The sequence below is a fragment of the Loktanella sp. DJP18 genome, assembly GCF_049310965.1.
Classification (GTDB): domain Bacteria; phylum Pseudomonadota; class Alphaproteobacteria; order Rhodobacterales; family Rhodobacteraceae; genus Loktanella.
In genome coordinates, this window is sequence record NZ_JBMERN010000007.1 from 51,477 (window position 1) to 77,999 (window position 26,523).

The 26,523-nt window shown below is 66.0% G+C and carries 24 protein-coding genes; 5 read left to right on the forward strand and 19 right to left on the reverse strand.

The window, feature by feature from the left end:
• Window positions 1-198: 198 nt before the first annotated feature.
• The 3 genes from fdhF to ACOI1H_RS03495 form a co-directional block, all read right to left on the reverse strand.
• Complete coding sequence (gene fdhF, locus ACOI1H_RS03485) at window positions 199-2,979, reverse strand: formate dehydrogenase subunit alpha (protein WP_422435332.1); 2,781 nt, start codon at window positions 2,977-2,979, stop codon at window positions 199-201.
• Window positions 2,980-3,183: 204 nt separating this feature from the next.
• On the reverse strand, window positions 3,184-3,954 hold the full coding sequence (yaaA, locus tag ACOI1H_RS03490) for a peroxide stress protein YaaA (protein ID WP_422435333.1): 771 nt from the start codon (window positions 3,952-3,954) through the stop codon (window positions 3,184-3,186).
• A 72-nt stretch (window positions 3,955-4,026) separates the two neighbouring features.
• Window positions 4,027-4,620 carry a helix-turn-helix transcriptional regulator gene (locus ACOI1H_RS03495; protein ID WP_422435334.1) on the reverse strand — a complete coding sequence of 198 codons (594 nt, stop codon included), beginning with the start codon at window positions 4,618-4,620 and terminating at the stop codon, window positions 4,027-4,029.
• A 154-nt stretch (window positions 4,621-4,774) separates the two neighbouring features.
• Here ACOI1H_RS03495 and ACOI1H_RS03500 point away from each other — a divergent pair, with 154 nt between their 5' ends.
• Window positions 4,775-5,407 (forward strand): glutathione S-transferase family protein, encoded by a 633-nt coding sequence (locus ACOI1H_RS03500; protein WP_422435335.1) that lies wholly within the window; start codon window positions 4,775-4,777, stop codon window positions 5,405-5,407.
• Here the strand turns inward: ACOI1H_RS03500 and recQ are convergent.
• A complete protein-coding gene (recQ, locus tag ACOI1H_RS03505; RefSeq protein ID WP_422435336.1) occupies window positions 5,396-7,429 on the reverse strand; it encodes a DNA helicase RecQ in 2,034 nt (677 codons plus the stop codon). The two genes, ACOI1H_RS03500 and recQ, sit on opposite strands and share 12 nt — an antisense overlap.
• A gap of 204 nt (window positions 7,430-7,633) precedes the next feature.
• On the opposite strand from recQ, the gene ACOI1H_RS03510 reads away from it, so the two are divergent.
• Genes ACOI1H_RS03510 through ACOI1H_RS03520 form a run of 3 tightly spaced genes read left to right on the forward strand, consistent with a single transcriptional unit; the run spans window position 7,634 to window position 9,943 of the window.
• Window positions 7,634-8,278, forward strand: coding sequence for a histidine phosphatase family protein (locus ACOI1H_RS03510; protein WP_422435337.1), 645 nt, complete (start codon window positions 7,634-7,636; stop codon window positions 8,276-8,278).
• Between the two features lie 10 nt (window positions 8,279-8,288).
• Window positions 8,289-8,906, forward strand: coding sequence for a glutathione S-transferase family protein (locus tag ACOI1H_RS03515; protein WP_422435338.1), 618 nt, complete (start codon window positions 8,289-8,291; stop codon window positions 8,904-8,906).
• The gene (locus ACOI1H_RS03520) at window positions 8,903-9,943 is read left to right on the forward strand and encodes a saccharopine dehydrogenase (RefSeq protein WP_422435339.1); all 1,041 of its coding nucleotides are present in this window, start codon (window positions 8,903-8,905) and stop codon (window positions 9,941-9,943) included. The genes ACOI1H_RS03515 and ACOI1H_RS03520 overlap by 4 nt, the downstream gene beginning before the upstream one ends.
• Here the strand turns inward: ACOI1H_RS03520 and ACOI1H_RS03525 are convergent.
• The 14 genes from ACOI1H_RS03525 to ACOI1H_RS03590 form a co-directional block, all read right to left on the reverse strand.
• Entirely contained in the window at window positions 9,940-10,680 is a 741-nt protein-coding gene (locus tag ACOI1H_RS03525) for an SDR family NAD(P)-dependent oxidoreductase (RefSeq protein WP_422435340.1), read from the reverse strand. The genes ACOI1H_RS03520 and ACOI1H_RS03525 overlap by 4 nt on opposite strands.
• Window positions 10,681-10,722: 42 nt before the next feature.
• A complete protein-coding gene (locus tag ACOI1H_RS03530) occupies window positions 10,723-11,937 on the reverse strand; it encodes an MFS transporter (protein ID WP_422435341.1) in 1,215 nt (404 codons plus the stop codon).
• Window positions 11,934-12,689, reverse strand: coding sequence for a DUF1365 domain-containing protein (locus ACOI1H_RS03535; protein ID WP_422435342.1), 756 nt, complete (start codon window positions 12,687-12,689; stop codon window positions 11,934-11,936). The genes ACOI1H_RS03530 and ACOI1H_RS03535 overlap by 4 nt, the downstream gene beginning before the upstream one ends.
• Before the next feature lie 7 nt (window positions 12,690-12,696).
• Window positions 12,697-13,995: an NAD(P)/FAD-dependent oxidoreductase gene (locus ACOI1H_RS03540; protein ID WP_422435343.1), complete on the reverse strand. Its 1,299-nt coding sequence runs from the start codon at window positions 13,993-13,995 to the stop codon at window positions 12,697-12,699.
• 99 nt (window positions 13,996-14,094) lie between these two features.
• Complete coding sequence (locus tag ACOI1H_RS03545) at window positions 14,095-14,475, reverse strand: hypothetical protein (protein WP_422435344.1); 381 nt, start codon at window positions 14,473-14,475, stop codon at window positions 14,095-14,097.
• A gap of 25 nt (window positions 14,476-14,500) precedes the next feature.
• Entirely contained in the window at window positions 14,501-15,733 is a 1,233-nt protein-coding gene (locus ACOI1H_RS03550) for a DNA recombination protein RmuC (RefSeq protein ID WP_422435345.1), read from the reverse strand.
• Window positions 15,730-17,547, reverse strand: coding sequence for a DNA mismatch repair endonuclease MutL (mutL, locus tag ACOI1H_RS03555; RefSeq protein WP_422435346.1), 1,818 nt, complete (start codon window positions 17,545-17,547; stop codon window positions 15,730-15,732). The genes ACOI1H_RS03550 and mutL overlap by 4 nt, the downstream gene beginning before the upstream one ends.
• Before the next feature lie 78 nt (window positions 17,548-17,625).
• A complete protein-coding gene (locus ACOI1H_RS03560) occupies window positions 17,626-18,936 on the reverse strand; it encodes a M16 family metallopeptidase (protein ID WP_422435347.1) in 1,311 nt (436 codons plus the stop codon).
• The gene (locus ACOI1H_RS03565) at window positions 18,933-20,339 is read right to left on the reverse strand and encodes a M16 family metallopeptidase (RefSeq protein WP_422435348.1); all 1,407 of its coding nucleotides are present in this window, start codon (window positions 20,337-20,339) and stop codon (window positions 18,933-18,935) included. The genes ACOI1H_RS03560 and ACOI1H_RS03565 overlap by 4 nt, the downstream gene beginning before the upstream one ends.
• A 90-nt stretch (window positions 20,340-20,429) precedes the next feature.
• Window positions 20,430-20,657 carry a DUF3035 domain-containing protein gene (locus ACOI1H_RS03570; RefSeq protein WP_422435349.1) on the reverse strand — a complete coding sequence of 76 codons (228 nt, stop codon included), beginning with the start codon at window positions 20,655-20,657 and terminating at the stop codon, window positions 20,430-20,432.
• Between the two features lie 52 nt (window positions 20,658-20,709).
• Window positions 20,710-21,189, reverse strand: a complete 480-nt coding sequence (gene lspA, locus ACOI1H_RS03575; RefSeq protein WP_422435350.1) for a signal peptidase II — start codon at window positions 21,187-21,189, stop codon at window positions 20,710-20,712.
• A 9-nt stretch (window positions 21,190-21,198) separates the two neighbouring features.
• On the reverse strand, window positions 21,199-22,785 hold the full coding sequence (purH, locus tag ACOI1H_RS03580) for a bifunctional phosphoribosylaminoimidazolecarboxamide formyltransferase/IMP cyclohydrolase (protein WP_422435351.1): 1,587 nt from the start codon (window positions 22,783-22,785) through the stop codon (window positions 21,199-21,201).
• Window positions 22,782-24,509, reverse strand: coding sequence for a heparinase II/III family protein (locus ACOI1H_RS03585; RefSeq protein WP_422435366.1), 1,728 nt, complete (start codon window positions 24,507-24,509; stop codon window positions 22,782-22,784). Before ACOI1H_RS03585 ends, purH begins: the two co-directional genes overlap by 4 nt.
• A 110-nt stretch (window positions 24,510-24,619) precedes the next feature.
• A complete protein-coding gene (locus tag ACOI1H_RS03590; RefSeq protein ID WP_422435352.1) occupies window positions 24,620-25,891 on the reverse strand; it encodes an RsmB/NOP family class I SAM-dependent RNA methyltransferase in 1,272 nt (423 codons plus the stop codon).
• Between the two features lie 66 nt (window positions 25,892-25,957).
• On the opposite strand from ACOI1H_RS03590, the gene ACOI1H_RS03595 reads away from it, so the two are divergent.
• A complete protein-coding gene (locus ACOI1H_RS03595; RefSeq protein ID WP_422435353.1) occupies window positions 25,958-26,134 on the forward strand; it encodes a DUF1674 domain-containing protein in 177 nt (58 codons plus the stop codon).
• Here ACOI1H_RS03595 and ACOI1H_RS03600 read toward each other — a convergent pair.
• On the reverse strand, window positions 26,131-26,487 hold the full coding sequence (locus ACOI1H_RS03600) for a dihydrodipicolinate reductase (protein ID WP_422435354.1): 357 nt from the start codon (window positions 26,485-26,487) through the stop codon (window positions 26,131-26,133). The two genes, ACOI1H_RS03595 and ACOI1H_RS03600, sit on opposite strands and share 4 nt — an antisense overlap.
• Window positions 26,488-26,523 lie beyond the last annotated feature (36 nt).

Below are 26,523 nucleotides of genomic sequence, written 5' to 3' on the forward strand. Positions count from 1 at the left end.
AAATGCCTCCACTCCCGCTAAAGTTCGACACCCTGCGCCAGTTTTGGATGCCCTTGGCGACCATTGTATGGTTTTTGCGACATTCGCGATAGTTCGCCGGCGCCAAACACCCGAAAACATTCGATAATTGAAATCTCACGGGCGTGTGTTTGAAATAATCACCATGCGCCAGATTTTGTGATGGAACCGGTCCTCGCCCTATTCGGCCGGTTCCACAGGGGCAGGTGCCGTGACGCGGACGGCCGCATACTTGAATTCGGGGATCTTGCCGAAAGGGTCGATCGCCGGATTTGTGAGCAGATTGGCCGCCGCTTCGACAAAGGCAAAGGGCAGGAACACCATGTCGCGGGCGACGGCCCGATCGGCTCGCGCCATGATCGTGATCTCGCCTCTGCGCGTCGTCAGCGTCACCATCTCGCCGGGGGCAACAGCCATGGCGCGCAGGGTGTCGGGATGCAGGGAACAGTTCGCCTCCGGCTCGACGGCGTCCAGCACGCTGGACCGGCGGGTCATCGAACCCGTATGCCAGTGTTCCAGCTGCCGCCCGGTGGTCAGGACCATCGGATAGTCGGCGTCCGGTGTCTCGTCCGGGGGAATGACGGCGGCGGGGGTGAATTTCGCACGACCGCTGTCGCGCGGAAACCCATCGGCGAACATGATCGGCTGGCCGGGATCGGTCGGCGACAGCGACGGATAGGTGACGGCCTCACGCTCCAGCCTCTCCCAAGTAATGTTGTCGAGCGACGCCATCGTCTGCGCCATTTCGGCATAGACCTCGCGCGGGTGGGTATAGGTCCAGGGCAGGCCAAGGCGCTGGGCAAGGTCGGTGACGATCGCCCAATCCTCGCGCGCATCGCCCGGAGGTGGCACGGCAGGGCGGCCCATCTGCACCTGCCGGTTGGTGTTGGTCACGGTGCCGGACTTTTCCGCAAAAGCCGAAGCGGGCAGGACCACATCGGCAAAATTCGCCGTTTCCGTCAGGAAGATGTCCTGCACGACCAGACAGTCGAGCTTTGCCAGTGCTGCGCGCGCATGGTCGAGGTCGGGGTCCGACATCGCCGGGTTTTCACCCAGGATATACATGCCCTTGATCTGGCCGTCATGCACGGCGTCCAGGATTTCCGTCACGGTCAGCCCTTTCTCGGCATTGATCCGTGGGCCGCCGCCCCAGACCTCCTCGATATTCGCGCGGATTTCGGCGCTGGTGACGGACTGGTAATCGGGCAGGAACATCGGGATCATGCCGGCATCCGACGCGCCCTGCACATTGTTCTGCCCGCGCAGCGGATGCAGGCCGGTGCCGGGACGCCCGATCTGACCGGTCATCAGCGCCAGCGAAATCAGGCACCGCGCATTGTCGGTGCCATAGGTGTGCTGGCTGACGCCCATCCCCCAGAAGATCATGCCCGCCCTGGCCCCGGCAAAGGTCCGTGCCACGTCGCGCAGCACGTCGGCATCGATGCCGCAGATCGGGGCCATGCGGTCGGGGTCGTAGTCGCGCAGGTGGGCCTTCTCGGCCTCCCAGCCTTCGGTGTAGCCGTCGATGTACTGGCGGTCGTAAAGCCCTTCGTCGGCGATCACATTGCAGATCGCGTTCAGCATGGCGACATCGGTGCCGGGCTTGAATTGCAGCATGTGCGACGCGAACCGCTTCAGCGCCTGCCCGCGCGGGTCCATGACGATCAGCTTGCCACCACGCTTGGTAAACTGCTTGAAATAGGTGGCGGCGACGGGATGGTTCTCGATCGGGTTGGCCCCGATGACAATGGCGACGTCCGCATTCTCGATCTCGTTGAAGGTCGCAGTCACAGCTCCCGACCCCACGTTCTCGATCAACGCCGAAACGGAAGAGGCGTGGCAGAGCCGGGTGCAGTGATCGACGTTGTTGTGGCCAAAGCCCTGACGGATCAACTTCTGGAACAGATACGCCTCTTCGTTGGTGCATTTGGCACTGCCGAAACCCGCGACGGCGGTACCGCCGTGTGTATCGCGCAGCCCGCCAAGCCCACCCGCGGCGCGGCTCATCGCCTCCTCCCACGTCGCTTCGCGAAAGACGGTGCCCCAATCGCCGGGATCGACATTCATCCCCTTCGCCGGCGCATCGTCGCGGCGGATCAGAGGTTTCGTCAGGCGGTGCGGGTGGTGGATATAGTCGAAGCCGAAGCGCCCCTTGACGCACAGCCGTCCTTCGTTCGCGGGACCGTCCAGCCCATCGACATATTTCACACGGCCCTCCTTGACCTTCAGGCTGATCTGGCAGCCGACACCGCAGAACGGACAGACGCTGGCGACTTCCGTGTCGAAGTCCGCGCTGTCGCCGACCTGTGCGGTGTCCAGCACGGAGGCCTCCATCAGCGCGCCGGTCGGGCAGGCCTGCACGCATTCGCCGCAGGCGACGCAGGTGCTGGCCCCCATCGGGTCGTCCATGTCGAAGACCGGATAGGCGTCGGGCCCCCGAAACGCCATGCCGATCACGTCGTTCACCTGCACTTCGCGGCAGGCGCGGACACACAGGTTGCACTGGATGCAGGCATCGAGGTTGACGCGCATCGCGACGTGGCTGTCGTCCAGCAGCGGCACATGGACGAAATCCTTGCGAGGAAAGCGGCTGTCGCCGACACCCTGATGGGTCGCCATGGCCCACATGTGGCTCGACCTGTCGTGCGCCACGTCCTGCGCAGGCTGATCGGCCAGCAGCAGTTCCATCACCAGCTTGCGGGCCTTCACCTCGCGCGGCTGGTCGGTGGTCACGACCATGCCATCGGTGGGCTTGCGCAGACAGGACGCCGCCAACACACGCTCGCCCTCGATACTGACCATGCAGGCGCGGCAGTTCCCGTCGGGCCGGTAGGACGCCGCCTCCTTGAAACACAGGTGCGGGATCACAAGGCCTTGGCCATGCGCCACCTCCCAGATCGTCTGATCGGGTGCAGCCGTGACGGTCTGCCCGTCCAGCATAAAGGTGATGGTCTCGGTCATGGCGCAACTCTCCCGGGCGATGTCCCTGATCTAAGGCGTGCGCGGGCTGCCGTCACCACGCAGGGACGACTCTACGTTCACATTTTGCGCCAAGGCGGACAACTCATACCATTGACGGGCCACAGCCTTTGCCTGCGCGCAAGCATCCCGTTCATCTGGCCAGCTAAACTCCCGCCAGAGGCTGGTCCGGCGCAGCCGGGCCACTCAGGCCGGATAGTCGCGCACGAAAGCCCAGGTGTCACCCTCCGACAGGTCGGCATCGAAGCGGTAGCCGCCAGCGTCGAAATCGCGGATCGCCGTTGCATCGGTCAGCCGGCGGGTCACGATGAACCGCGCCATCGCGCCCCGCGCGCGCTTGGCAAAGAACGACACGACGCGAGGGCGACCCTCCTTCACCTCGAGGAATTGCGGCGTCACGACCCGCAGCTTCAGCGCCTTGCGGTCTGCTGCGGCAAAATATTCCTGACTGGCACAATTGATCAGCGTGTCGGTTCCGACGGCGGTCGCCTGCGCATTCAGCGCCTTGGCAATGCTGTCGCCCCAGAAGTCGTAAAGGTTCTTGCCGCGCCGCGTCTGCAACCGGGACCCCATCTCAAGGCGGTAAGGCTGGATCGCGTCGAGGGGGCGCAAGAGGCCGTAAAGTCCCGACAGGATGCACAGGTGGTCTTGCGCATGGGCGATATCCGCTGCCTCAAGCGTCTTCGCCTCGAGCCCCTGATAGGTGTCACCGTCGAACATCCAGGCGGCGGGCTTCACCGCATCTTGCGGCGGCGCGTCGCTGAACGCGCGGAACCGGTCCCGGTTCAGACGCGCCAGATCGTCCGACAAATCCATGAGCGCACGCAACTGCGTCAGGGTCTGCCCGCGCATCGTCTTGGCCAGTCGCACCGCGTCGGCCGCAAATTGCGGCACGGTCGGCGTCAGACCCGTGGGCGACAGGTCCAGCGATTTGGCGGGCGAGATGGTGACGAGCATGGGGCCTCCGCAACGTGTTGCCGGCGTTGTAGCAGGCCCGCCCCCGGATGCCACCCGCCGCCATGTCGCAGGTCAGCCGCCGCCTTGCAGGACCGTCAGGTAGTCGCGCAGCAACCCGGCCCTGCGCGGGCGAAAGCTGTCGTCGGTCAGGGTCGCGCTTCCAATCCGGTCCGCCTTGAACATGCGAAAATCATGACGCAGACAGCACCAGGCGAGCAAGGTGATGGACATGTCGATATAGACGGTCGCCAATGGCAGCACGCGCCGCGCCGTCGCGGCCCCTGTGGCGTCGCTGTAGCGGATATCGATGGCGCGTTCGTCCCAGATCGCCTGCCGGATCAGCGCCATGTCCGTGGCCGGTGCCGCGGGCCGTTCGAACCACCGCACCATGACGGCGGCGTGCTGGGCCTGACGTTGCTGCCGATCAGGCAGGGTCGCGATGATCTTGGCGAGCGCGGTTGCTGCGGCTGCGGCCAAGGCCCTGTCGCCCCGGTGTGGCACCTCACCCAGTCCCAGCAGCAACGCCTCGATCTCTTCTCGGGTAAAGGTCTGCGGTGGCAGGGCGGAATCCTCGGTCAGCGTGTAGCCATACCCCGGTGCCCCGTCGATCAACGCACCGCCCGCGCGCAGCGTGTCGATGTCGCGATACAGCGTGCGCGGTGACACGCCTGTCTCTGTCGCCAGCCGCGCGGCCGTTATCGGCGCAGGGTGTCGAGCAGGCGGAACAGACGGTCGGTGCGGGCCATGATGATCCTGACGGAAACTGACAGGGGTGATCCCGTAGTATGGCCTCAGTCACGTTTCACAAAGGAGAAAAGCCATGTTGACCCTGTTTCACGCCCCCCGCAGCCGTTCCACCCGCATCATCCAGTTGCTGCACGAACTCGACGCCCTCGATCAGGTCGATGTCCGCATCGTGGACCTGCCGCGTCAGGATGGCAGCGGCGCGCGCGACCCGGCCAATCCACACCCCGAGGGCAAGGTGCCGCTGCTTGTCCACGACGGGGTCGAAATCTGGGAATCGAATGCGATCATCCTTTATCTGACCGACCTGTTCGGCACCCGGCCCTTTGCGCCGCAGCCCGGCGACCCCGATCGTGGCCGGTATCTGAGCTGGCTTGCCTGGTACGGCAACGTGATCGAGCCGGTGCTGGTGACAGAGGTGGCGGGCCTGTCGCATCCGATCCTGACGGCGACCTTTCGCGGCCGTGCCGAGTTGGAAGCGCGCCTGATCGCGGCGCTGACGGATGCGCCCTTTTTGATGGGCGACCATTATTCCGCCGCCGATCTATTGCAAGTCTCGCCCTGGACGTGGTTCAGCGATGCGGCCCCCAAGGCGCAGGTCGTGCAGGACTGGATCGCGCGGTGTTCGGCAAGACCCTCTGGCGCGGCCGCATCAGCCTTTGACGAGGCCGCGACGGCAACGCCGCACCGGATGGCTTCAGCCGTCTGACAGCACCGCCAGAAAGGCATGGCCGAACCGTTCCGCGTGACGATCGCCGATCACGCGGGCGACAGCGCCCGCGTCCGCGCTGCGCAATTGCGCCACCTTGGCCAGTTGGGCCGCGGAACAGGACATCGGCTTGTCCAGCCCATCCGGTCCGCGCGCCAGATCGGCCTGCACGGACAGCAGGCGATCATAGACCACACCCTCGGTCCGCCCCGCCAGCTTCATGCGGGCGGGGTGAACCTCCTCGACGGCTCCCGCGATGACCTCGAGGAACGCGCGACCGTAGCTTTCCAGCTTCTTGGCACCCACGCCGCCGATGCGGGCCATCTGGTCAAGCGACGCGGGTTTGCGTTCCGCCATTTCGATCAGGGTCTTGTCGTTGAAGATGATGTAGGCCGGACCGCCCGCCTGTTCGGCCAAGGCGCGACGCTTTGCCTTCAGCGCGGACAGCAGCGGCGCGTCTTCTTCGCTGACCATCGCGCGTACGGCCGGGCTGAACTTGGCGTTGGTGACGGTATCCTTGCGCAGGGTGATCGTCGCCTCGCCCCGCAGGATCGGCCGCGCAGCGTCGGTCATCCGCAAGGCACCGTGCCGCTCGGGATCGGGGCGGAACAGGTCGCGGCCCAACATCTGGCGAAAGATCGCCTGCCACTGGCGCTTGTCCCAGTCGCGCCCGACCCCGTAGGTCGGCAGGCTTTCGTGACCGCGTTCACGGATCTTGGCGGTATCGGCCCCCATGACGATGTCGATCAGATGGTTCGCCCCGAACCATTCGTCCGTCCGCAACGCTGCCGACAGCGCCATGCGCACCGGAGTCGTGGCATCGAAGGCCTCGGCCGGCTTGTCGCACAGATCGCAGTTGCCGCAGGGTTGCGGGTCTTCGCCGAAATAGCGCAGCAGGTTCAGGCGGCGACATTCCAGCGCCTCGGCCAGCCCCAGCAGCGCATTCAGGCGGCCATGATCGGCGGCGCGACGTTCGGTTGGGGCCAGCCCCTCGTCGATCTGCTGGCGGCGATAGCGGATGTCCTCGGGGCCATAAAGCGTCAGCGTTTCCGCCGGTTCGCCGTCACGGCCCGCACGCCCGATCTCCTGATAATACCCCTCGATCGACTTGGGCAGGTCCGCGTGGGCGACCCAGCGGATATCCGGCTTGTCGATACCCATGCCAAAGGCGACCGTGGCCGTCACGATCAACCCGTCCTCCTGCTGAAAGCGGCGTTCGACGTCGCGCCGCGCCTGCGCGTCCATCCCGCCATGATAATGACAGGCGGAATGGCCCGCCTGCCCCAACGCCTGCGACAGTGTTTCCGTCTTGGCCCGCGTGCCGCAATAGACGATGCCGGACTGTCCCTTGCGCGCGGCGGCAAAGCCCAGGATCTGGGTGCGCGGGTTGTCCTTGACCGCAAAGGCAAGGTGGATGTTCGGCCGATCGAAGCCGCGCAGGAACGTCGCGGGCGGCTGGCCCGCAAACAGCTTCTGGACGATCTCGACCTGCGTTTCAGCGTCCGCCGTCGCGGTGAAGGCTGCCAGCGGGACGTCCAGCATCGCGCGCAATTCGCCGATCCGCAGGTAATCGGGGCGGAAGTCGTGCCCCCACTGGCTGACGCAATGCGCCTCGTCCACGGCGATCAGCGTGACGTTCGCCTCGCGCAGCATCCGTTGCGTGCCAAAGGACGCCAGCCGCTCGGGGGCCATGTAAAGCAGCTTCAACGTGCCGGCGGCCAGTTGCGCCCAGACTGCCTCCGTCTCTTCCTCGGTATTGCCGGATGTCAGCGCACCCGCCGCCACCCCCGCCGCCTGCAAGCCGCGCACCTGATCGCGCATCAGGGCAATGAGGGGCGAGATCACGACCGTCACGCCGGGACGCACCAGCGCGGGCAATTGAAAGCACAGGGACTTGCCGCCGCCCGTCGGCATGATCGCCAGCGTGTTGCGCCCGGCCACGACGGCGTCCACGATCTCTTCCTGTCCCGGTCGAAACCCGTCGAATCCAAAGACATCGCGCAGCAGCGTATCGGCCTGCATCGTTCACCTGTCCATCTCTTGCCTGTTGGCCCACAATTTCATGGGCCGAATCGGTAAACAAGTCCCGAACGTGCCTTGGCGCGCAACGTGATCCCCTTCATCTGGCCGATAAACTCCCCCCGGAGGGGCCGAGGCCACACCCCTCGCCCCGTTGCCAACAGGATCGCAACCGCTTAACCCACGTCCCAACAAAGGAGCCGCGCCATGGGTGAAATCACGCTGGTCCGTCACGGGCAGGCCAATTCCGCCGCCACGACCGAGGCGGAGTATGACCGCCTGTCGGGCCTTGGACACGAACAGGCGGCCTGGCTTGGCGACTGGATGCGCGAACACGACCGGCCCTATGACGTGGTGCTGTCCGGCACGCTGCGCCGCCAGCGCGAAACGGTGGCCGGCATGGGTTACGCGGACGCCGGCACCGACGACCGGCTGAACGAGATCGCCTATTACGACCTGACGCACGAGATGAAGACCGTTCACGGCCGAAACCGCGCCGGACCCGAGGATTTCGTCACGCATTTTCCAGCCACCCTGACCGCCTGGCGCAAGGGTGAAATCGGCGGGGCCGAATACTACGACGATTTCCGCGCCCGCGTCCGCGACGTGATGGCGATGGCGGCACAGCCGGGTCGGCGCGTGCTGTGCGTGTCGTCTGGCGGGATCATCGCGCAGGCGATTTCCGACGTGCTGGGCCTTGATATCCCGCAGATGGCGCGGGTCGCTCTGCCGATCCTGAATACGTCGATCCACCGCATTCAGGTGACGGATCACGGGCCGCTCTTGACCTGCTACAACGCGGCCCCCCATCTTGATACCGCCGCGCGCGCGGATCAGCGCACCTTCTATTGAAAGCCCACCCATGCTGACGCTGCATCACAATCCCTTTGCCATTTCCGCCGTCGCCGCCATCGTGCTGGAGGAGTTGGAGCTGGACTACACTCCGGTTCTCGTGGACTTCCGCGTGACGGCGCAGCAGGCACCCGCCTATCTCGCGCTGAACCCCAAGGGCCGAGTGCCGACGCTGGAAACGCCGAGTGGCGTGCTGACGGAAACCGGCGCGATCCTCGACTACCTCGCAGCCGTGCACGGCCCGCATCTGGTGCCCGACGATGCGTTTCAGGCCGCCCGGATGCGCGAGACGATGTATTACCTCGCGGCGACCCTGCATGTGAACTATGCCCACGCCCTGCGCGGGGCGCGTTGGGCGGATGCAGAGGCGTCCTGGGCCGACATGACCGCCAAGGCACCGCACACGATGGCGGCGTCACTGGCGTATCTTGAAGGGCATCTGGATTTCGCGCCGTTCGCCATTGGCTCAAGTCTGACGCTGGCCGATCCCTGGCTGTTCGTGCTGACGGGATTTGCAACGCGCCTGCACATCGATCTGGCGCAGTTTCCGAACCTGTCGGCGCATCAGGTGCTGATGAACGACCGCTATGCCGTGCGGGCCGCGCGCACCAAGGGGATGATGGCATGACACACCTTTGGGTCCGCGCCGAAAGCCGCGATAACGAGGCCCGCGTCGGCATCATGCCGCAGGGCGTGGCCGAACTGATCCGGCAGGGCATGCGCGTCACGGTCGAGGACAGTCGCCAGCGCATCGTGCCCACCGCGGACTATGCAACCGCCGGGGCCACGATTGAGGCCGAAGGGTCGTGGACCGATGCACCCGCCGACGCGCTGATCTTCGGTCTGAAGGAACTGCCCACGGACGGCACCCCGCTGCGCCACACCCACATCATGTTCGGTCACGCCTACAAGGGTCAGCCTGACGGTCGGGTTCTGCTGGATCGCTTCAAGGTGGGTGGCGGGCGTCTGCTGGACCTTGAATACCTGACAGAGGAAGGCGGTCGCCGTGTCGCTGCCTTTGGCTATTGGGCAGGCTACGCCGGGGCCGCCGTCAGCCTGATGTGCTGGATGGCGCAGCAGCAGGGCAAGATCATGGGACCTGTCCGCGCCGTGCCAAGCCGGGCGCATCTGCTGGCCGACCTGCAAGGCGACCTTGTGCGGATCGGGACGCAACGCCCCACGGCGCTGATCATCGGTGCGCTGGGACGGGTCGGCACCGGGGCCGCGGACCTCTGCCGCGACATGGGCGTCGCCACGACCCTGTGGGACACGGCCGAAACCGCCGGCGGCGGGCCGTTCCCCGAAACCCTGCAGCACGACCTGTTCCTGAACTGCATCCTCGCCCGCCCCGGCACGCCGGTCTTCGTGCCAGCCAGCGCCAAGGTCGCAGATCGCAAGCTGTCGGTCATCGGCGATATCGCCTGCGACCCGGACAGCGACTTTTCCCCGATCAAGGTCTATGACCGCGTGACCACATGGGACGCGCCCGCCCTGCGGGTCCACGACGCGCCACCGCTGGACGTCACCGCCATCGACAATCTGCCGTCGCTGATGCCGCTGGAATCCTCGCAGGACTTTGCCGATCAGCTTCTGCCGCACCTCGCCACGCCCGCGTCGGACGTCTGGGCGCGGGCAAGCGCGTTGTTCGACCGGGCCACGGCCTAGTCCTTGGGGCGGAAGATGCCGTAGTAGGCCCAGTCCGGCAGGAACTGCCCCACCCGGAACAGCCAGGAAAAGACCGTCGGAAAGCTTTTCTTGAACCGCGTCGGGTTGTTCATGTGGTCGAAGACCTCGGTCGCCGCCGCGTCCGGTTCCATGATGAACGGCATGTCGAAGTCGTTTTTTTCGGTCAGTTGCGTCTTGATGAAGCCGGGATTGACCACCTGCACGCGCACGCCGGTCTTGCGCAGGTCGGCATACATGCATTCCGCAAGGCTCATAACGGCCGCCTTGGACGCGGTATAACCGATGGTGCCGGGCAACCCGCGAAACGCCGTCAGGCTGGAGGTCACCACGATATGGCCCCGGTCGCGGGCGGTGAAGTCACCGATGACGCTGCCGACGACGCGGGACGCGCCAAGGTAGTTGATGTTTGCCATCGCCTCGGCCTGCGTGCTGTCCCATTCGGACGACTTCATCGGCCAGTAGACGCCGGCCAGATAGACGACGCCGTCGATCTCTCCGACCTCCTCGCGGGCCGCCTCGACCGCCTTCAGGTCAGAGACATCGACGGTGACATAGGTCGCCTTGCCGGGCAGTTCGTCGACCAGCGATTTCAGGCGATCCTCGGACCGGGCCGACACGACAAGTTCCACGCCGACGCGGCTCAGCTTATGGGCAAGGGCACGGCCCAGACCCTCGCTTGCGCCGACGATCCAGTATCTCTTGCCTTGCCAGTCCATGTCTTCCGCTCCTGCTTTGTCTGACTGACAGATAGGGTGCGGTCAGCCGTCCTCAAGCCGGGTGGCGGACAGAAGGGCGATTGCGAGCAGCTTCAACCCGCAGGGAACGCCTGCGTAAAGCCATGTCAGCAGGGTCAGGGACCCCGCTGTGCTCTCGCCGTCCGACCGGAACCCCGCCTGCTCCAGCAAGGGCAGCAGAAGCGCCGCAGCGAAGGCCAGCGTTAGCTTGTTCACGAGGGACCACAGCCCGAACCCCTGCCCGCCGTTGGGCGAAACCGTCGCCATGCGCCGCGCGAACATGGCCGGCAGCAGGGTCAGGTCGGCCCCGATGCTGGCCCCGGACAGCACGCAGACGACGGCAAAAGCCATCTGATCGCCCCCCCCCAACCGCAGGGTATAGCCAAAGGACGCGACCGCCAGCACCATCGCCGCCAGCAGCACCCGCTTTGCGCCGAACCGCCGGGCGAGCGCGGACCAGACCGGCGACGACAAGGCGGCGGCGAGGAAGAACAGGACGAGCAGCGGCCCCTCCCACCCCGGTGCCTGCAGGCGGCTGTCGACGTAGAACAGGAACAACGTGGACGACACGGCCAGCGGCGTCGCGTTCACCAGCGCCAGCAGCAACAGGCGGCGGGTGATGGGGTCGGCAATGATGGTGCGGATCGGCGTCGCTTCCGCGACCGTCCGCCCCTTCCATTCGGTCCACATGACCGCCGCGGCGATCAGCGTCAGCGCGGCGAAACCCCAGGCGAAGACGGCGAAGGGGGCCGCGACCGCGCCGATCAGCAGCGTCGGTGCGATGGCGGCGACACAGATGCCCAGCAAGGCACCCGTCTCTCTCCAGGCTGCAAGCCGGACGTGGCCTTCGCCGCCCGCGCCGGCCTTGGCGATGCCCTGCGCATAGAAGTTGATCGTCAGGAAGGAGAACGCGCTGAACAGCGCCGTGATCGTGATGCCGAACCACCACAGCGGGGCCATGGGCGGCGGCACGGCGAAGAGGCCGAGCATCGCGAGTGCCAGCGCCACCGCGCCGCAGGTCACGGCAAGCGCCTTGCCCTTGTCCAGCCGTTCGCTGATCCAACCCAGCACGGGGTCCTGAACCACATCCACCAGCCGCAGTGCAGCCAACAGCGCGCCAAGCGCCGTGAGGCTGACGCCGTAGGTATCGGCGTAGTATTTCGGCGCGTAGATGTAGATCGGCAGCCCGGCCGCATTGATGATCGCGGCGAACAGCGCAAATGCGGGAAGGCGGGTCAAGACACCTCGTCCGTGGGCGGCTTCGTCCAGGATCGGAAGGTCGCGCCTTTCCACCAAAGCTTGACCGCCTGCCAGTGGATCAGCGCCAGAACACGCCGAGAGCCGAAGGGGCGGCGCAGGATCGCCTTGAGGATGCGGGTATTCGTCAGCGGCTTGCGCGACCCGTATAGCGTCGCGACAAGACCGCCTTCGCCCCGCGTATAGTCAATGCGGATGTCGATGGCGTCCGGCGTGATATCAAAACGAAACACATATCCGCCTTCGATCGGTTGAAAAGGCGAAACATGGAAGATCTTGTCAGCCGTCAGCGTCACGTCCTTCGTGATCGGCGCAAGATTCGGGCTACGGCACAGGTAGGCATGACGGTCGCCGAAGGTATTGCCGACCTCTGCGATCACGCAGCGCAGGACGCCTTCATCGTCATGGATCAGCCAGAAGCTGACGGGGTTGAACACATGACCCAGAACGCGCGGTTGCGCCAAAAGATCGATGCGGCCCGCAAGGGCGATACCGTTCGCCGCCAGCACCTGCCGCACCCAGGCCGCACCCTGCCCGTCCTTCACCCTGCCGCCGTGGTCGCTGTCGTGCAGCGACATGACACCGCGCCGGTTGCGCCCGAACAGCGACGGGCCGCGCAAAGGGGCCTCTGCATCGCAGATCACGTAGTCGATGGAGTAGCGAAAGGCGTTCTTAACCGCGCCCTTGCGCCCGTGAAAGGTCTGCCCGGCGATATGGTCGATGCCAGGGGTCATGGCCCGGTCACTCTGCCGCCAGCTCAAGCCGCTCGTTCGCGTTCAGCGCGGTGACGACGTCATAGGCGGACGACAGGCCGTCCTCGTGAAATCCGTTCTTCATCCAGGCACCGCAGAACCACGTCCGGTTCATGCCGTTCATCAGCCGGGCCTTGCCTTGGGCAGCCAGCGCCGCTGTGTCATAGACCGGGTGGCGCAGGCTGGTCTGGTTCCAGATCAGGTCTTCCCGGATCGGGCGGGTCGTGTTCAGCGTCACCATGTAGTCCTGCGGCCCAAGCCAGGGTTGCAAGGAGTTCATCCAGTAGGTCAGGTCGATCTGGTCGCTGCGCTTGTCATGGCTTTCCGTGTAGATCCAGGAGGCCCAGACCTTGCGCCGCTTGGGCATGATCGCGGTGTCAGAGTGCAGGACGACATCGTTCGCCTGATAGCGTACGGCCCCCAGCACGGCGCGTTCATCGGGGGTCGCGTCGGCCAGCAGGGCCAGCGTATCGTCGGAGTGGGTGGCGAAGACGACCTCGTCGAAGTCCTCCCATTCCGCGCCCTGCGCGCGCACTTGCACGCCGACAGGCGTGCGCCGCACCGCGGCGATGGGGGCCGACAACCGCACATCGACACCGCGCGCGCGCAGATCGTCGCCCAGACGGCGGACATACTGCGTGCTGCCGCCCTCGACCGTATACCACTGGTGCTGGCCGGTGGCCCCCAGAAGGGCGTGGTTGTCGAAGAAGGTCAGCAGCGTGAAGGCCGGAAAATCGAGAATCTTTTCTTTGGGGGTCGACCAGATCGCACCGGAAAACGGCAGCAGGTAATGGTCCCGGAAATAGTCCGAAAGGCCGAGCTTGGCCAACAGGCCGCCGATGGTCAGGTCGGTGTCCCGACAGGCCGCAAGGCCAAGCTTATTGAACCGCAGGATGTCGCGGATCATGCGCAGGAAATGGGGATTCGCCACGTTGCGCCGCTGCGCGAACAGCGCGTCGAGCGAGGTCAGGGCGTATTCCAGCCGTCCCCCGTCGAAGGACGCGCCGAAGCTCATGTTGCTTTTCACCACGGGCACCGACAGGTGGTCGAACAGTGCCGTCAGGTGCGGATAGTTGGCATGGTTGAAGACGATGAAGCCGGTATCGACGGCCACGTCGCCTTGCGGTCCGGCCATCCGTGTGCGGGCATGACCGCCAAGGCGCGGGCAGGCTTCGTACAGGACGACCCGGTGATCCCTTGCCAGCGCATGTGCGGCGCCCATGCCCGAGATCCCGGCCCCGACAACGGCGATCTTGCGGGGCAGGTTCGTGAAGGTTTCGAATGGCATGGGGGCGTCATCTCCGTCGCGCGCAATGGCAAGTCACCACATAGCCACGCAGGCGCAGGGGAAAGAGTTGCCGGGTGTGTTGTGATGATCTGTCGCAGGTCAGTTCCAGGCCAAGGGCACCAGAACCGTGCCGCGCCCCATGTACCCGTCGCCGTTCTGGTCTAGGTAGAAATCACGGCCCGGATAGGCCCCGCGCACGACATACTGCCCGTCTTCCAGCGTCAGCGCCCCCACCTGACCGCGCGCAGAACCGCCGCAGACGGCCTTTCCGTTCTGGCAGGGCACAAGGCTGAAGCTCTGGATGGTGCGCAGCGGATCGGGATCGTTCACCAGCACGGTCACGACCTGACCATCGGCAAAGGGCGTATCGCGGAAGGCGTCGGTGAACGCGGCCCCCATCGCATTCGGTCCGTCCGACAACGGGCCGGTGCAGGCACCCAGCGTCGCAAGGGCAAGGATCATCAGGGCGTATCGAGTCACGGGCGTCGTCCTTTTCGGCTGCACATCAGTCTTGTCCGCTGACCCCCTGCGGCGCAAGTGGCAATGGCGTCACGCCCGCATCGGGGGCAAGTTCCTCGAAATCGAAGTTGTCCAGCCGATCCGCCCGCTTGCCTGCCCGCGTCGCTGCCGTCAGCACGCCGGACACGTCATCACTAGCCTGCCGGAGGTGGGTTTCCAGCTTGCCGGCGCGTTCGGTGATGATCTCGACGTCGCGGTGCAACTGGCGCAGCGCGGAGCGGATGGCACCCGCCTGTTTGCGCATCCGCGCGTCTTTCAGGATCGCGCGCATGGTGTTCAGAGTCGCCATGCAGGTCGTCGGCGACACGATCCAGACACGCGCATCAAAGCCCGCGCGCACGACCTCTGGCAGGCGGGCGTGCAGTTCGGCATAGACCGCCTCGGACGGCAGGAACATGATCGCGCCGTCCGCCGTCTCGCCTTCGATGATGTATTTCTCCGAGATCGCCTTGATGTGGACCCGCACCGCCGCACCAAGGTTGCGCAGGGCCACGGCCTGATGGTCTTTGGTTTCCGCGGCCGCAAGCGCCTCGTAGGCTTCGAACGGAAACTTGGCGTCGATCACGATGGGGCCCGGCGGGTTCGGCAGGTGGACAAGGCAATCGGCGCGCTTGCCGTTGGAGAGCGTGTGCTGCAGCGTGTAGCTGTCGGTCGGCAGCGCCTTGGACACGATGTCGGTCAACTGGATCTCACCGAACAGCCCGCGCCGCTGCTTGTTCGACAAAATGTCCTGAAGCGACAGCACGTCGCCCGACAGTTTCTCGATATTGCTTTGGGCGCGATCGATGGTGGCAAGGCGTTCCTGCAACTCCGTCAACTGCTTGGTCGATTTTTCGGCACTGCCGGTCAGCGTTTCCTTCATCCGTTCCTGAAGGTCGGCAAGGCTGCGTGCGGATTTCAACGCGTTGTCCGACAGGCGTTCGGCGACCTGCGCGTTGACCTCGGCCAGTCGCGATTCCATCGTCTGGATCACCCGCATCTGCGCCGTGGCCTGCGCATCGCTGACGGTCTGGATGTTGCCCGCAAGCTGGCTTTGCCCGTTGCCCAGCGCCTGCATGTAGTCGGTCAACTGTCCCATTTGTCCGGCCAGCGAATCCACCGTCTGCGTCGTGCGCGCAGCCCGGCGGGCGGCGGCGATCAGCAACCAGAACAGCAGGATCAACAGGACGCCCGCAACCAGCGCCGCCTGAACGATGGGGTCGGTCAGATCAACGGTCATGTGCGTCCGAACAGCCGGTCGATGTCCGCCAGCGACAAGGTGATCGAGGTCGGCCGCCCGTGGTTGCACTGGCCCGACAGCGGGGTTGCCTCCATCTCGCGCAGGAGCGCGTTCATCTCTGGCCCCGACATGCGGCGGCCCGTGCGGACCGATCCGTGACAGGCGACGCGCGACAGGATCGCGTCGATCCGGGCCTGAAGCGGGGCGGTGTCGCCGCCGTCCTGCACCGCGTCCAGCACGTCGAGGATCAGGCGTTTCGCATCCACCGTGCCCAGGATCGCCGGCGTTTCGCGCACCGCGATGGCGCTGCCGCCGAAGGGTTCGATGGACAGGCCGAGCCGCGACAGGTCGCCCGCCAGTTCCAGCAGGATCGACGCCTCTGTCGGCGACAGTTCCACGATTTCCGGGATCAGCAAGGCCTGTGCCGCGACGCCCGTGCTGGCGAGCTGCGTCTTCAGCTTCTCATACACCAGCCTTTCGTGGGCGGCGTGGGCATCGACGATGACAAGCCCCGCGTCGGTCTGCGACAGGATGTAGTTCTCGTGCAACTGCGCCCGCGCGGCACCCAGCGGCAGCGCTTCCGCTGCGCCCTCGACCACGGGTTCGATCCGGGCCGACGGTTGCTCCGCAAAGCCCGACTGAAACGTCATGGAGGCGGCGGTAAAGCGTGGACCGGTCGCCTGCCGGTCCATCTGATAAACGCGGGCCTCGGTCGTCGCTGGCGTCATTGCGCCCAGTGCCGCATGGCCGACGGTCGTGGCGCTGCGATGGCCGGCCCCGGCCAAGGCATGACGGATGCCGGACACGATCAGCCCGCGCACGCAGGCGGGGTCGCGGAACCGGACCTCGGACTTGGCGGGGTGGACGTTCACATCGACCAGCGTGGCGTCGCAATCGACGAACAGGCAGGCGACGGGGTGTCGGTCGCGCGACATGACGTCCATATAGGCCGCGCGCAGCGCCCCCAGCAGCATCCGGTCCCGCACGGGTCGTCCGTTGACGTTCAGGTATTGCGCGACGGCGGCCCCCTTGGAAAACGTCGGCAACGCGGCAAAGCCGGTCAGGTGAAAGCCGTCGCGCTCTGCATCGAGCGGCAAGGCGTTGTCGGCAAAGTCGCGCCCCAGCACAGCGCGCAACCGGCCCCGCAGCGCGTCGAACATGTCGCCCGTCTCTGCGTCCGCGCGAAACAGGGTGCGCGCATCGCCACCCGTTGCATCGCGCAGGATGAAGGTTACGAAGGGTTCCGCCATCGCGAGACGGCGCGCGACATCCACGACGGCCTGCGTTTCGGCCCGGTCGGTACGCAGGAATTTCAGCCGTGCCGGGGTGGCGTAAAAGAGGTCCGCCAGTTCGACCTGCGTGCCGCGCGGACCGGCGGCGGGCTTGACCTGTGACATGCGCCCGCCATTGACCTGCACCGTGGCGGCGGCATCATTCGCACGGCTGCTGATCGTCAGCCGCCCGACGGCGCCCAGCGACGGCAAGGCCTCGCCCCGGAACCCGAAGGAGTGGATGTTCAGCAGGTCGGTACCATCAATCTTGGACGTGGCATGGCGCGACAGGGCCAGCGGCAGGTCCGGGCCTGCGATCCCGCAGCCGTCATCCACGACACGGATCAGCGTCTTGCCGCCGTCGGCGATCGTCACCTCGATCCGGGTTGCGCCCGCGTCGATGGCGTTCTCGACCAGTTCCTTGACCGCAGAGGCGGGGCGTTCGACGACTTCTCCAGCCGCGATGCGGTTGATCGCGGCCTCGTCCAACTGGCGGATCACCGGGCGCGCGTCGTCGCGTATCTGGGGGCAGGTCATGGTCATGCCACTAGGGATAGCACGACGTCCCGCGATTCTACGAGGGTGAATTGCACCCACCATCGACATCGGCCGCGCAGAGACTCAGTCTGTGGCGTCAAGCCCTTCAGGCTGCCCCACCACGACAAAGTGCAATTTCTCCGGCTGCAGCAGATCACGCGCAACGCGGTTCACGTCGTCCAGGGTCACCGCGTTCAGCATCTCGTTGCGGTTCTCGACATACTCCGGCGGCAGCCCGATCACCTGCATCCCGACGAGGATGCTCGCGATCTCGGCGTTGCCGTCGAACCGGAGGGGATAGGCACCGGTCAGGTAGGTCTTGATCTTGTCCAGCTCTTCCGGCGTGACACCTTCCTCTGACAGCCGCGCCCATTCCGCCTTGATGACGTCGATGGCCTCGGCCACCGTGGCATTCGACGATGCGACCTGTCCCAGCCACAGTTCCGCATGGAATTTCGGCACAAGAAACGCGCTGACGCCGTAGGTCAGGCCGCGTTTCTCGCGCACCTCGTTCATCAGACGGGATTCGAACCCCGCACCGCCGAGGATCTCGTTCAGGATGTAGGCGGCCATGTAGTCGGGGTCGTCGCGCTTGATCCCCGGCTGACCAAACAGCGCCACCGCCTGCGGTGTGTCGAAGGGAATGACCGTGACGCCGCCGTCCAGCGCCGATGTCGTATCCACGGGCAGCCCCGGTCCGGTCGCCGGCAGGTCGCCCAGCAGCCGGTCCAGCATCGCGCCCAATTCGTCGGGCGTGATGTCACCCACAACACCGACGTAAATCCGGTCGCGGACCAGCGCATTGGCGTGGGCCGTCACGATGTCGTCGCGGGTCAGGGCGGTGACGCTTTCGACGGTGCCGTCAAGCTGTAAGCCATACGGATGGTCGCCAAAGGCCGCAGCGTCGAAGGCCGCACCGGCGATGGCACCGGGCGACTTCGCATCGCTTGCGATATTCGCAAGTACCTGCTGGCGCACCCGGTCCACCGCACTTTGGTCGAAGCGCGGATTGACCAGCGCCTCACGCAGCAGGCCGACGGCCTCGTCGCGGTTCTCGGTCAGGAATTGCGCGGTGATCGACACCATGTCGTCGCCGGTGTCGAAACCGTAGCTGGCCGCCAGTTCCTCGCGCCGGGTCTGGAAGGTCTGCGCGTCCATGTCGCCGGCCCCTTCCTCGATCACGGCCATCATCAGGTTCGTCGCCCCGCGCTTGCCGGGTTCATCGATGGACGCTCCGCCAACCACGCGTATGTCCAGCGCGGTGAAGGGGATGGCGTGATCCTCAACCAGCCAGGCATTGATGCCGCCGGGCGATGTCACCTGCTGGATGTTCACGGCCGCCTGCGCAACGGAAGCTGCCAGCGCGACGCACAGTGTCAGGACAAAACGGATCATCGGGCTTGCTCCTTGTCGGCCACGACCCAGCCGGTCACGGATTGGTTCAGGTCGAAGACGTCGGCGGCGGCGGCCTTGATATCCTCTGCCGTGACCTCTTGCAGCACCTGCGGCCAAGCCTCGACGTCCTGCACGGTCAGGCCCTGCGTCAAGGCGGCACCGTAACGCTGCGCACGCCCCTGCACGTCGTCGAGGGCGTAGATCTCCTGCGCTTTCAACTGCGTGCGGATACGGTCCAGCGCCGCCGGTTCGATGTCGGAAGCCATGAAGTCCGACAGCACCTTGTCCATCGCCGCCTCGGCCTCTGACAGGGTCACGCCGGTCGATGGCACGACGGACAGCGCAAAGGTCGTGGTGTCGAGGCTGGACGGATCGTAGCCCGCGTTGGTGTAAACGGCGGTCTGCGTGTCGAATTGCAGCGCGCGGCCGAGGGCGGAGGTAAAGGGCGAGCCGCCCAGAAGTTCCGACAGATAGACCAGTGCGGCAGCGGTCTTCTGGTCGCCGGTGTCGCGTTCCGGGGCCAGGTAGCTGCGCACGACATAGGGCTGGCTGACGCGGGGATCGGTATAGGTGATCCGGCGGGGTGCGGTCTGCGGCGGCTCTGTCGGGCGCAGGCGCGGGGGCAGCTCGGGTTCGGGCGGGATCACGCCGTAGTACTTTGCCGCCAGCGCCATCACCGCGTCGGGCTGCACGTCGCCGGCGACAATCAGGATCGCGTTGTTGGGCGAATAGTTTAGCGTGTAGAAGTCCAGCGCGTCCTCAAGGCTCAGGTCCGCCATCTCGTGCCGCCAGCCGATGACGGGCACGCCATAGCGATGGTTCTGGTACTGCGCCGCCTTGAACTGTTCCTGCGCCAGTGCGCCGGGGTTGTTGTCGGTCCGCTGGGCGCGCTCTTCGATGATGACGCGACGCTCTGTCTCGATGTCGCTTTCGGACAGGCGCAGGTTCTCCATCCGGCTGCTTTCCATCTCCATCATCAGGGGCAGACGGTCGGCGGCGACGCGCTGGAAATAGGCGGTGTAGTCATAGCTGGTAAAGGCGTTGTCGGACCCGCCGTTCGCCGCGACGGTGGCGGAAAACTCGCCGGGTGCCAGCTTGTCCGTGCCCTTGAACAGCAGATGTTCCAGAAAATGCGCGACGCCGGACTGGCCGACCTGTTCGTCGGCGGACCCGGCGCGATACCAGACCATCTGGACGGCGACGGGGGCGCGGTGATCCTCGATCACCACCACATCCATGCCATTGTCGAGGCTGAAGGTCGTCACGTCGTCGCCGATCTTGACCGGGGCGGTGACAGTGACGGTCGTATCGCCTTCGGTAAAAGTGCGGGGGGCGCCTGCGGTCTGGGCATGCAGGGGGGCCAAGCCGAGGAACAGGAAGGGAACGGCCAGAATGCGTGTCATGAAGGTCCTGCGCGGTTGGTCAGCGTTGCCTGCAACCTGACCTTTTCACCCCATGACTTCAATCGGCCAAACGTCCTTGTGATGCCACTGTCAGGCCGAAGGTGGGCGCAGGCCGATCTGGCGCACGGGGGCGGCGCGTGGCGGCATGTCGGCGGGGTTCGTGCCGCCGGGGGTCGGAGCCGGCAGGGCATTGGTCGCGGGAATGATCAACGGTTCCTGCGTCTTCACGTTCGACTCGTCCGGGCCCGTGGGGCCGGTATTCCGGCCACAGGCGGCAAGTGCCAGACACAGACCCAATCCCAACATCATTCGCAGCATAATCGTCCTCGATCCTGACTTCGCATCGTTCTAGCGCAGGTCGGCCCCCGCGTCAGGCCTTCTTTTTCGCAGGCGGCGTGCGGCCGTCCGGCAGCAGGGCCAGCCCCAGCGCGCCCGCAAAGATCGCGACGTCGGCCACGTTGAAGGCATAGGGGTTGTTGATGCCGCAGCAGGACATGTTGATAAAGTCCGCGACAGCCCCGTACAGCAGCCGGTCCACGACGTTGCCCAGCGCACCGCCGATCAGCAAGCCCGCGCTGATGTAGGTCCATTTTGTCCCGCCAGTGCGCCACAGCCAAGCCAGCACGGCGGCAGAGATCGCAAGCGCCACGCCGATCAGCACCCAGCGCAAGTCAGCAGACGCGCCGAGACCAAAGTTGACGCCCCGGTTCCATGCCATCTGGAACACCAGAAAGGGTCCGGCAATATCGATTTCCTGCAAGGCGACCAGGTTCATCCAGTGGACGACGATATATTTCGTCGCCTGATCCAGCAGGAACGTCCAGAATCCCGCCCAGAAGATCAGTCGCATCGGCTTTTCCTAGTGCTTGAAGTGGCGCATGCCGGTGAAAACCATCGCGATCCCGGCGGCGTCGGCAGCGGCGATCACCTCTGCGTCGCGCATCGACCCGCCGGGCTGGATGACACAGGTGGCACCGGCGGCTGCCGCCTCCATCAGACCATCGGCAAAGGGAAAGAAGGCGTCCGACGCCACGGCAGAGCCGATGGTCAACGGCGCGGGCAGGCCCATCGCCTCGGCCATCCGTTCGGACTTCTTCGCGGCGATCAGGGCGCTGTCCAGACGACTCATCTGCCCGGCACCGACGCCGACCGTGGCGCCGTCCTTGACGTAGACGATGGCGTTGGACTTCACATGCTTGGCGACGGTCCAGGCGAATTGCAGGTCGGCCATCTGCGCGCCGGTCGGCTGCACCTGGGTCACGACGCGCAGATCGGCGGCGGGGACGTGGCCGGTGTCCTTGTCCTGCACCAGCATCCCGCCGGCAACCTGGCGGTAGGTCAGCGCATGGGCCTTGGGGTCGGGCAGGCCGTCGGTCGTCAGCAGGCGCAGGTTCTTCTTGGCGGCGAACACGGCGCGGGCGGCGTCGGATGCACCGGGGGCGATCACGACCTCGGTGAAGATCTCGACGATGGCCTTCGCCGTTTCCTCGTCGAGGGGCATGTTCAGCGCCACGATGCCGCCGAAGGCAGAGGTGCGGTCGCAGTCGAACGCCTTCTGATACGCGTCCCGCAGGGTCGCACCGCGCGCCACGCCACAGGGATTGGCGTGCTTGATGATCGCCACGGCGGGGCCACCCGCGGGGTCGAATTCCGCAACCAGCTCGAACGCCGCATCGGTGTCGTTGATGTTGTTGTAGGAAAGGTCCTTGCCCTGATGCTGCACCGCTGTTGCGACACCGGGCCGCCCGGTGCCGTCGCTGTAGAAGCTGGCGGTCTGGTGCGGGTTCTCGCCATAGCGCAACTCTTGCCGCAACTCGCCGGCAAAGGCGCGGCGCCGGGGGGTCGCAAGCTCGATCGCCCCGGCCATCCACGTGCTGACGGCCGCGTCATAGGCCCCGGTGCGGGCGTATGCGGTCTGCGCCAGCCGCTGCCGGAACGCCAGCGTGGTCTGGCCGTCGTTGGCATCCAGTTCGGCCAGCAGAGCGTCATAGTCGGCCACGTCGACGACGGTGGACACGTAGGCATGGTTCTTGGCCGCAGCCCGGATCATCGCCGGGCCGCCGATGTCGATATTCTCGATGCAGGCGGCATAGTCGCCGCCCGTGGCAACCGTGTCCTCGAAGGGGTAGAGGTTCACGACCAGCAGATCGATCGGCGCGATGCCGTGATCCTGCATCGCCTGCACATGGCCCGCGTCGTCGCGGAGCGCCAGAAGGCCGCCGTGGACCATCGGGTGCAGGGTCTTGACGCGGCCGTCCATCATTTCGGGAAAGCCGGTGACCTCGGCCACATCGGTGACGTCTAGCCCCGCATCGCGCAGCGCCTTGGCTGTGCCGCCGGTCGACAACAGTATGACATCGCGATCCGCCAGCGCGCGGCCAAGGTCAATCAGGCCGGTCTTGTCGGATACGGACAGAAGCGCGCGGCGGATGGGTTGCAAGGTCATGTATCGTCCCCGGAATCGTTGTCATCATCCTCCGCCCGTTGCGGCGCAAGGTCACGGACGACGTCGGGCGTGTCCTGTGCCTTGGCCAGAGACCAGCGGATGCGCGTCGCATAGGCCATTGCGACCCCGGATAAAACCACCTGTCGTGCCGCGCGCGGCTTCAATCGTCCGGATTCGAGGTAAACCGAAGGCTCGAGCCGCAATTCCGCGTGCCCGTCGTGACGCAGGACCCAGATTTCGCCGGATTTCAGCGCCATTGACACGGCGGCCCCGCCCAGATCAACGGTGGCGTCCACGTCCGGGTGCAGGTGAAAGCGAATGGCAAAGGGAATCCCCTGCATCTGCGTCGCATCGAGGGCGCGATCGAATCGCTGTTTGTCCGGTACGTCGAGGGTCGTCAGCAGGTCCTCGCCGGACAGGCCGCGCCCGTCGGTAGTCATCTCCAACGTCCGGGCGTGGGTCAGACCGTGGGTGATGCGAAAGCCGTCATGGGACAGTTCGGCGCGGCGTCCGTCGTCCAGATGCGTCACGATGCAGTTCACCACGTCGGGCAGATCGACCAGCATTTCCTGCGCAATGCCATTGGTGCTGATGGCAGCACCCAGCCGCGACGACGAATAACCACCGATCCCAAGGGTCGAGTGGCTGGGCGTGGCCCGCCCGGCCCGCCGCCAATCGGCCCCGAAGCTGACCCCTGACCCGCAGTTCACGATCAGCGGACGACGGCCCGACGTCAGCTCGAACGCCAGCGTGCTGGCATGGGCGTTGATCGAGGCAGCACCTTCGGGCGGACGCGCGCCATCGGCGATCAGGGTCGTGCGACCCGCACTGATACGGGCAAAGCCCATGCACTGCGCATCGCCGGTCTGCCGGGGGCCAGCGGTCTGCGCCAGCGCATGATCCAGTCGCCCGTCCATGCCCCGACCACCGCCATGAAACCGGGCAAGACCACCGTCCGCATGGCGCAACGCCCGCAACGTCGGCCCGATGCGACCGATGGCGTCCGAGATGGCCGCAGGCACCGTCTGTCCGCTGTCGGCAATCGCAGACTGCGCCCAATGCAGCAGGGTCAGAATGTCCAGCAGCTCCTCGGGATTGCGGGTATCGATGCCGCCATCGGGGCGCACATGCGTGGCGCAGTCCGCAGCCAGCGCCTTGATCGCCGGGGCGGTCAGCCTCTCCATCCCTTCCAGCGAGAGGCCGGCATAGATCATGCCCGCCAGCGCCTCGAACCGGGCAAGGCCCGGACGAGTCGATCGCCAGCGGCGCGACAGGAACAGCGTCTGCTGCCCCAGCGACCGAAAGATGCGCGCCTGCCCGTCCCGGTCCTGACCGCGCAGCAGGAACACGCCGTGCGAAATCCAGCGGATCAGCCGCCGCCCTGCGAGGTCGGGCGTCCAGCCAGGACCGGACCCGTCGCCGAATGTGTCGATCCATTCGCCCACCCAGGCCTGCGCCGCCTGCCGGGCGCGGGCGTCACCGACCGCCGCCAGATCGTCGAGCCAGCCGAATCCGTGCAACTCCTGATCGACCATCGCGCGGTCGCCCATCGCCTGCCAGATCGACCTGCCCGGGGCTGTCGTCAGCACGCCGGCGAACAGGAAATTCCCGGCCAGCAACTGCCGTCCCCGCGCGAAATGACCGATGCTGCGGGGTTCGGGCTGCGACACGAAACCCGTTGCGGGTCGTGCGCGTGCCGCCCACCGCGCATGGGCACGGTGCATGAAGGCCCGATTGCGGGCACGCCATGATTGCTGGTCGGCCAAGCTCAAGCCTCTGGATCGCGGTTTCGCATTGTTCTTGGGCGCGAGGTTAGCGCGAGGGGGTGCCGCTGTCACGCGGCCTTTGTCAGAACCGCCATGTAGAAGCCGTCCATCCCGCCCTGTGCTGCCCAGTAATCGGGCCGCAGACGCAGGCCACCTTCCTCGGTGATCCAGGCGGGGTCGATGCCGGGACGATCCAGTGTTGAACGGTCCACACTCAGACCAGGATGACGCACCAGCGCCTCGTCCACCTGCACCTCGCCTTCGTCGGGCAGAAGTGAACAGGTGCAGAACAAGAGCCGCCCGCCGGGTTTCAGCAACGTCAGCGCATGGTCGATCATTGCGCCTTGCTGTGCGATCAGATCGCCGAATTCAGCCCCGTCCTTGGCATAGGGCAGATCGGGATGACGCCGCATCGTGCCGGTCGCGCTGCATGGCGCGTCCAGCAGGACGGCGTCCCATTCGCCTGTCACGTCAAAGGCATCCGCCACCTCGCAGATCGCGTTCAGCCCGACGCGGGTCAGGTTCTGCGCCACCCGTGCCATGCGGGAGGCGCTGGCATCGACCGCCGTGACCTCTGCCCCTCGCGCCGCAAGCTGGAGAGTCTTGCCGCCCGGCGCAGCGCACAGGTCCAGCACCCGCAGACCCGCGATGTCCCCCAGCAGTTGCACCGGCAAGGCCGCAGCGGCGTCCTGCACCCACCAGTCGCCGGCATCGTAGCCCGGCATTTGCGTAACCTGCCCCGCATCCATGACGCGCACCGATCCGGTCGGCAGGACCGTGCCGCCCACCGCATCCGCCACAGCCTGCGCACCGCCCTTCGGGGTCAGGTCAAGCGGCGGTGTGGTGGCCTGGACCGCCTCCATCGCTTCCACGTCCTTGCGACCCCATGCGGCGACAAGGGGTTGGCGCAGCCAGCCCGGCAGCAGCGGCGCAGGCATCTGCGACCACGCCTCTGGCCCCCTGTCCGCGACCTTGCGCAACACGGCGTTGACCAGCCCCTTCAGCCGCGCGGTGTGATGGTTGCGGCTCACGATCTCGACATAGCTGTTCACGACGCCGTAGGCCGCAGCCCCCTGCGCGATCTCGACCGTGCCAAGGCGCAGGGCGTTCCGGACGTAAAGCGGCGGCTCTTTCGTCAGAAACGGCTTCAGCATCCGGTCGGCGCGGTCGAGCATCCGCAAGCCTTCGGTCGCAAGCCGCTGCGCCCGCGCGCGGTCCTCGGGTGCCAGATGATCCAGCGCCCCGCCGCCCAGCAGTTCGGACAGCAGACGCCCCTCCTCGATGACCTGTTGCAGCAGGTGATGCGCGGCGCGGCGGGGCGCGAGGCCGGTCTGATCCATGGGAAACCCTTGTTTGGTGTCGCAAGCGGGGTATATCAGCCGCAGACCCCCGGCAAGGACAAGACCATGACCGACCCGAATCCCGACCTGCCCCCCGCCGCGCGGCGCGCATTGGCCGAGGCCGCCGAGCGCCGCAAGGAGCGAGAAGGGCTGGCGTTGCCCAAGGAAGTCGGAGGCCGCGATGGGCCTGAACCGGTGCGCTATGGCGATTGGGAGAACAAGGGCCTTGCCATCGACTTCTAGCGGATGCGCAGGGTCGCGTCGTCGCCCTGCCCCCTGTCTGCGGTGAAGCGCAACAGATCGCCGTTCAGATCGACGCGCTGGCAATTCAAAGGGAAATCGCGGTCACCCCACATCATCTCGCGGCAGAAAAACCCGTCTTCCCAGGACCACGATCCCGACACGGTGCCACCCATCGCGTCGCCCGCGATGCGACCGTCGCCGGTGACGCGCAGGGCGACGCCGAACAGCCGTTGGTCCAAGCTGCGCCCCTCCACCAAAGATAAGAATGTCGCGCGGTCGGTGATGGGCTGGTAGCCCTGCGCGCTGGCGGCGAGCGGTACGGCGGTCAGCAGAGCGACAATCAGGGCTTTCACGGGCAATCCTCCTGCCGTTGCGACCTAGTGCGCTGC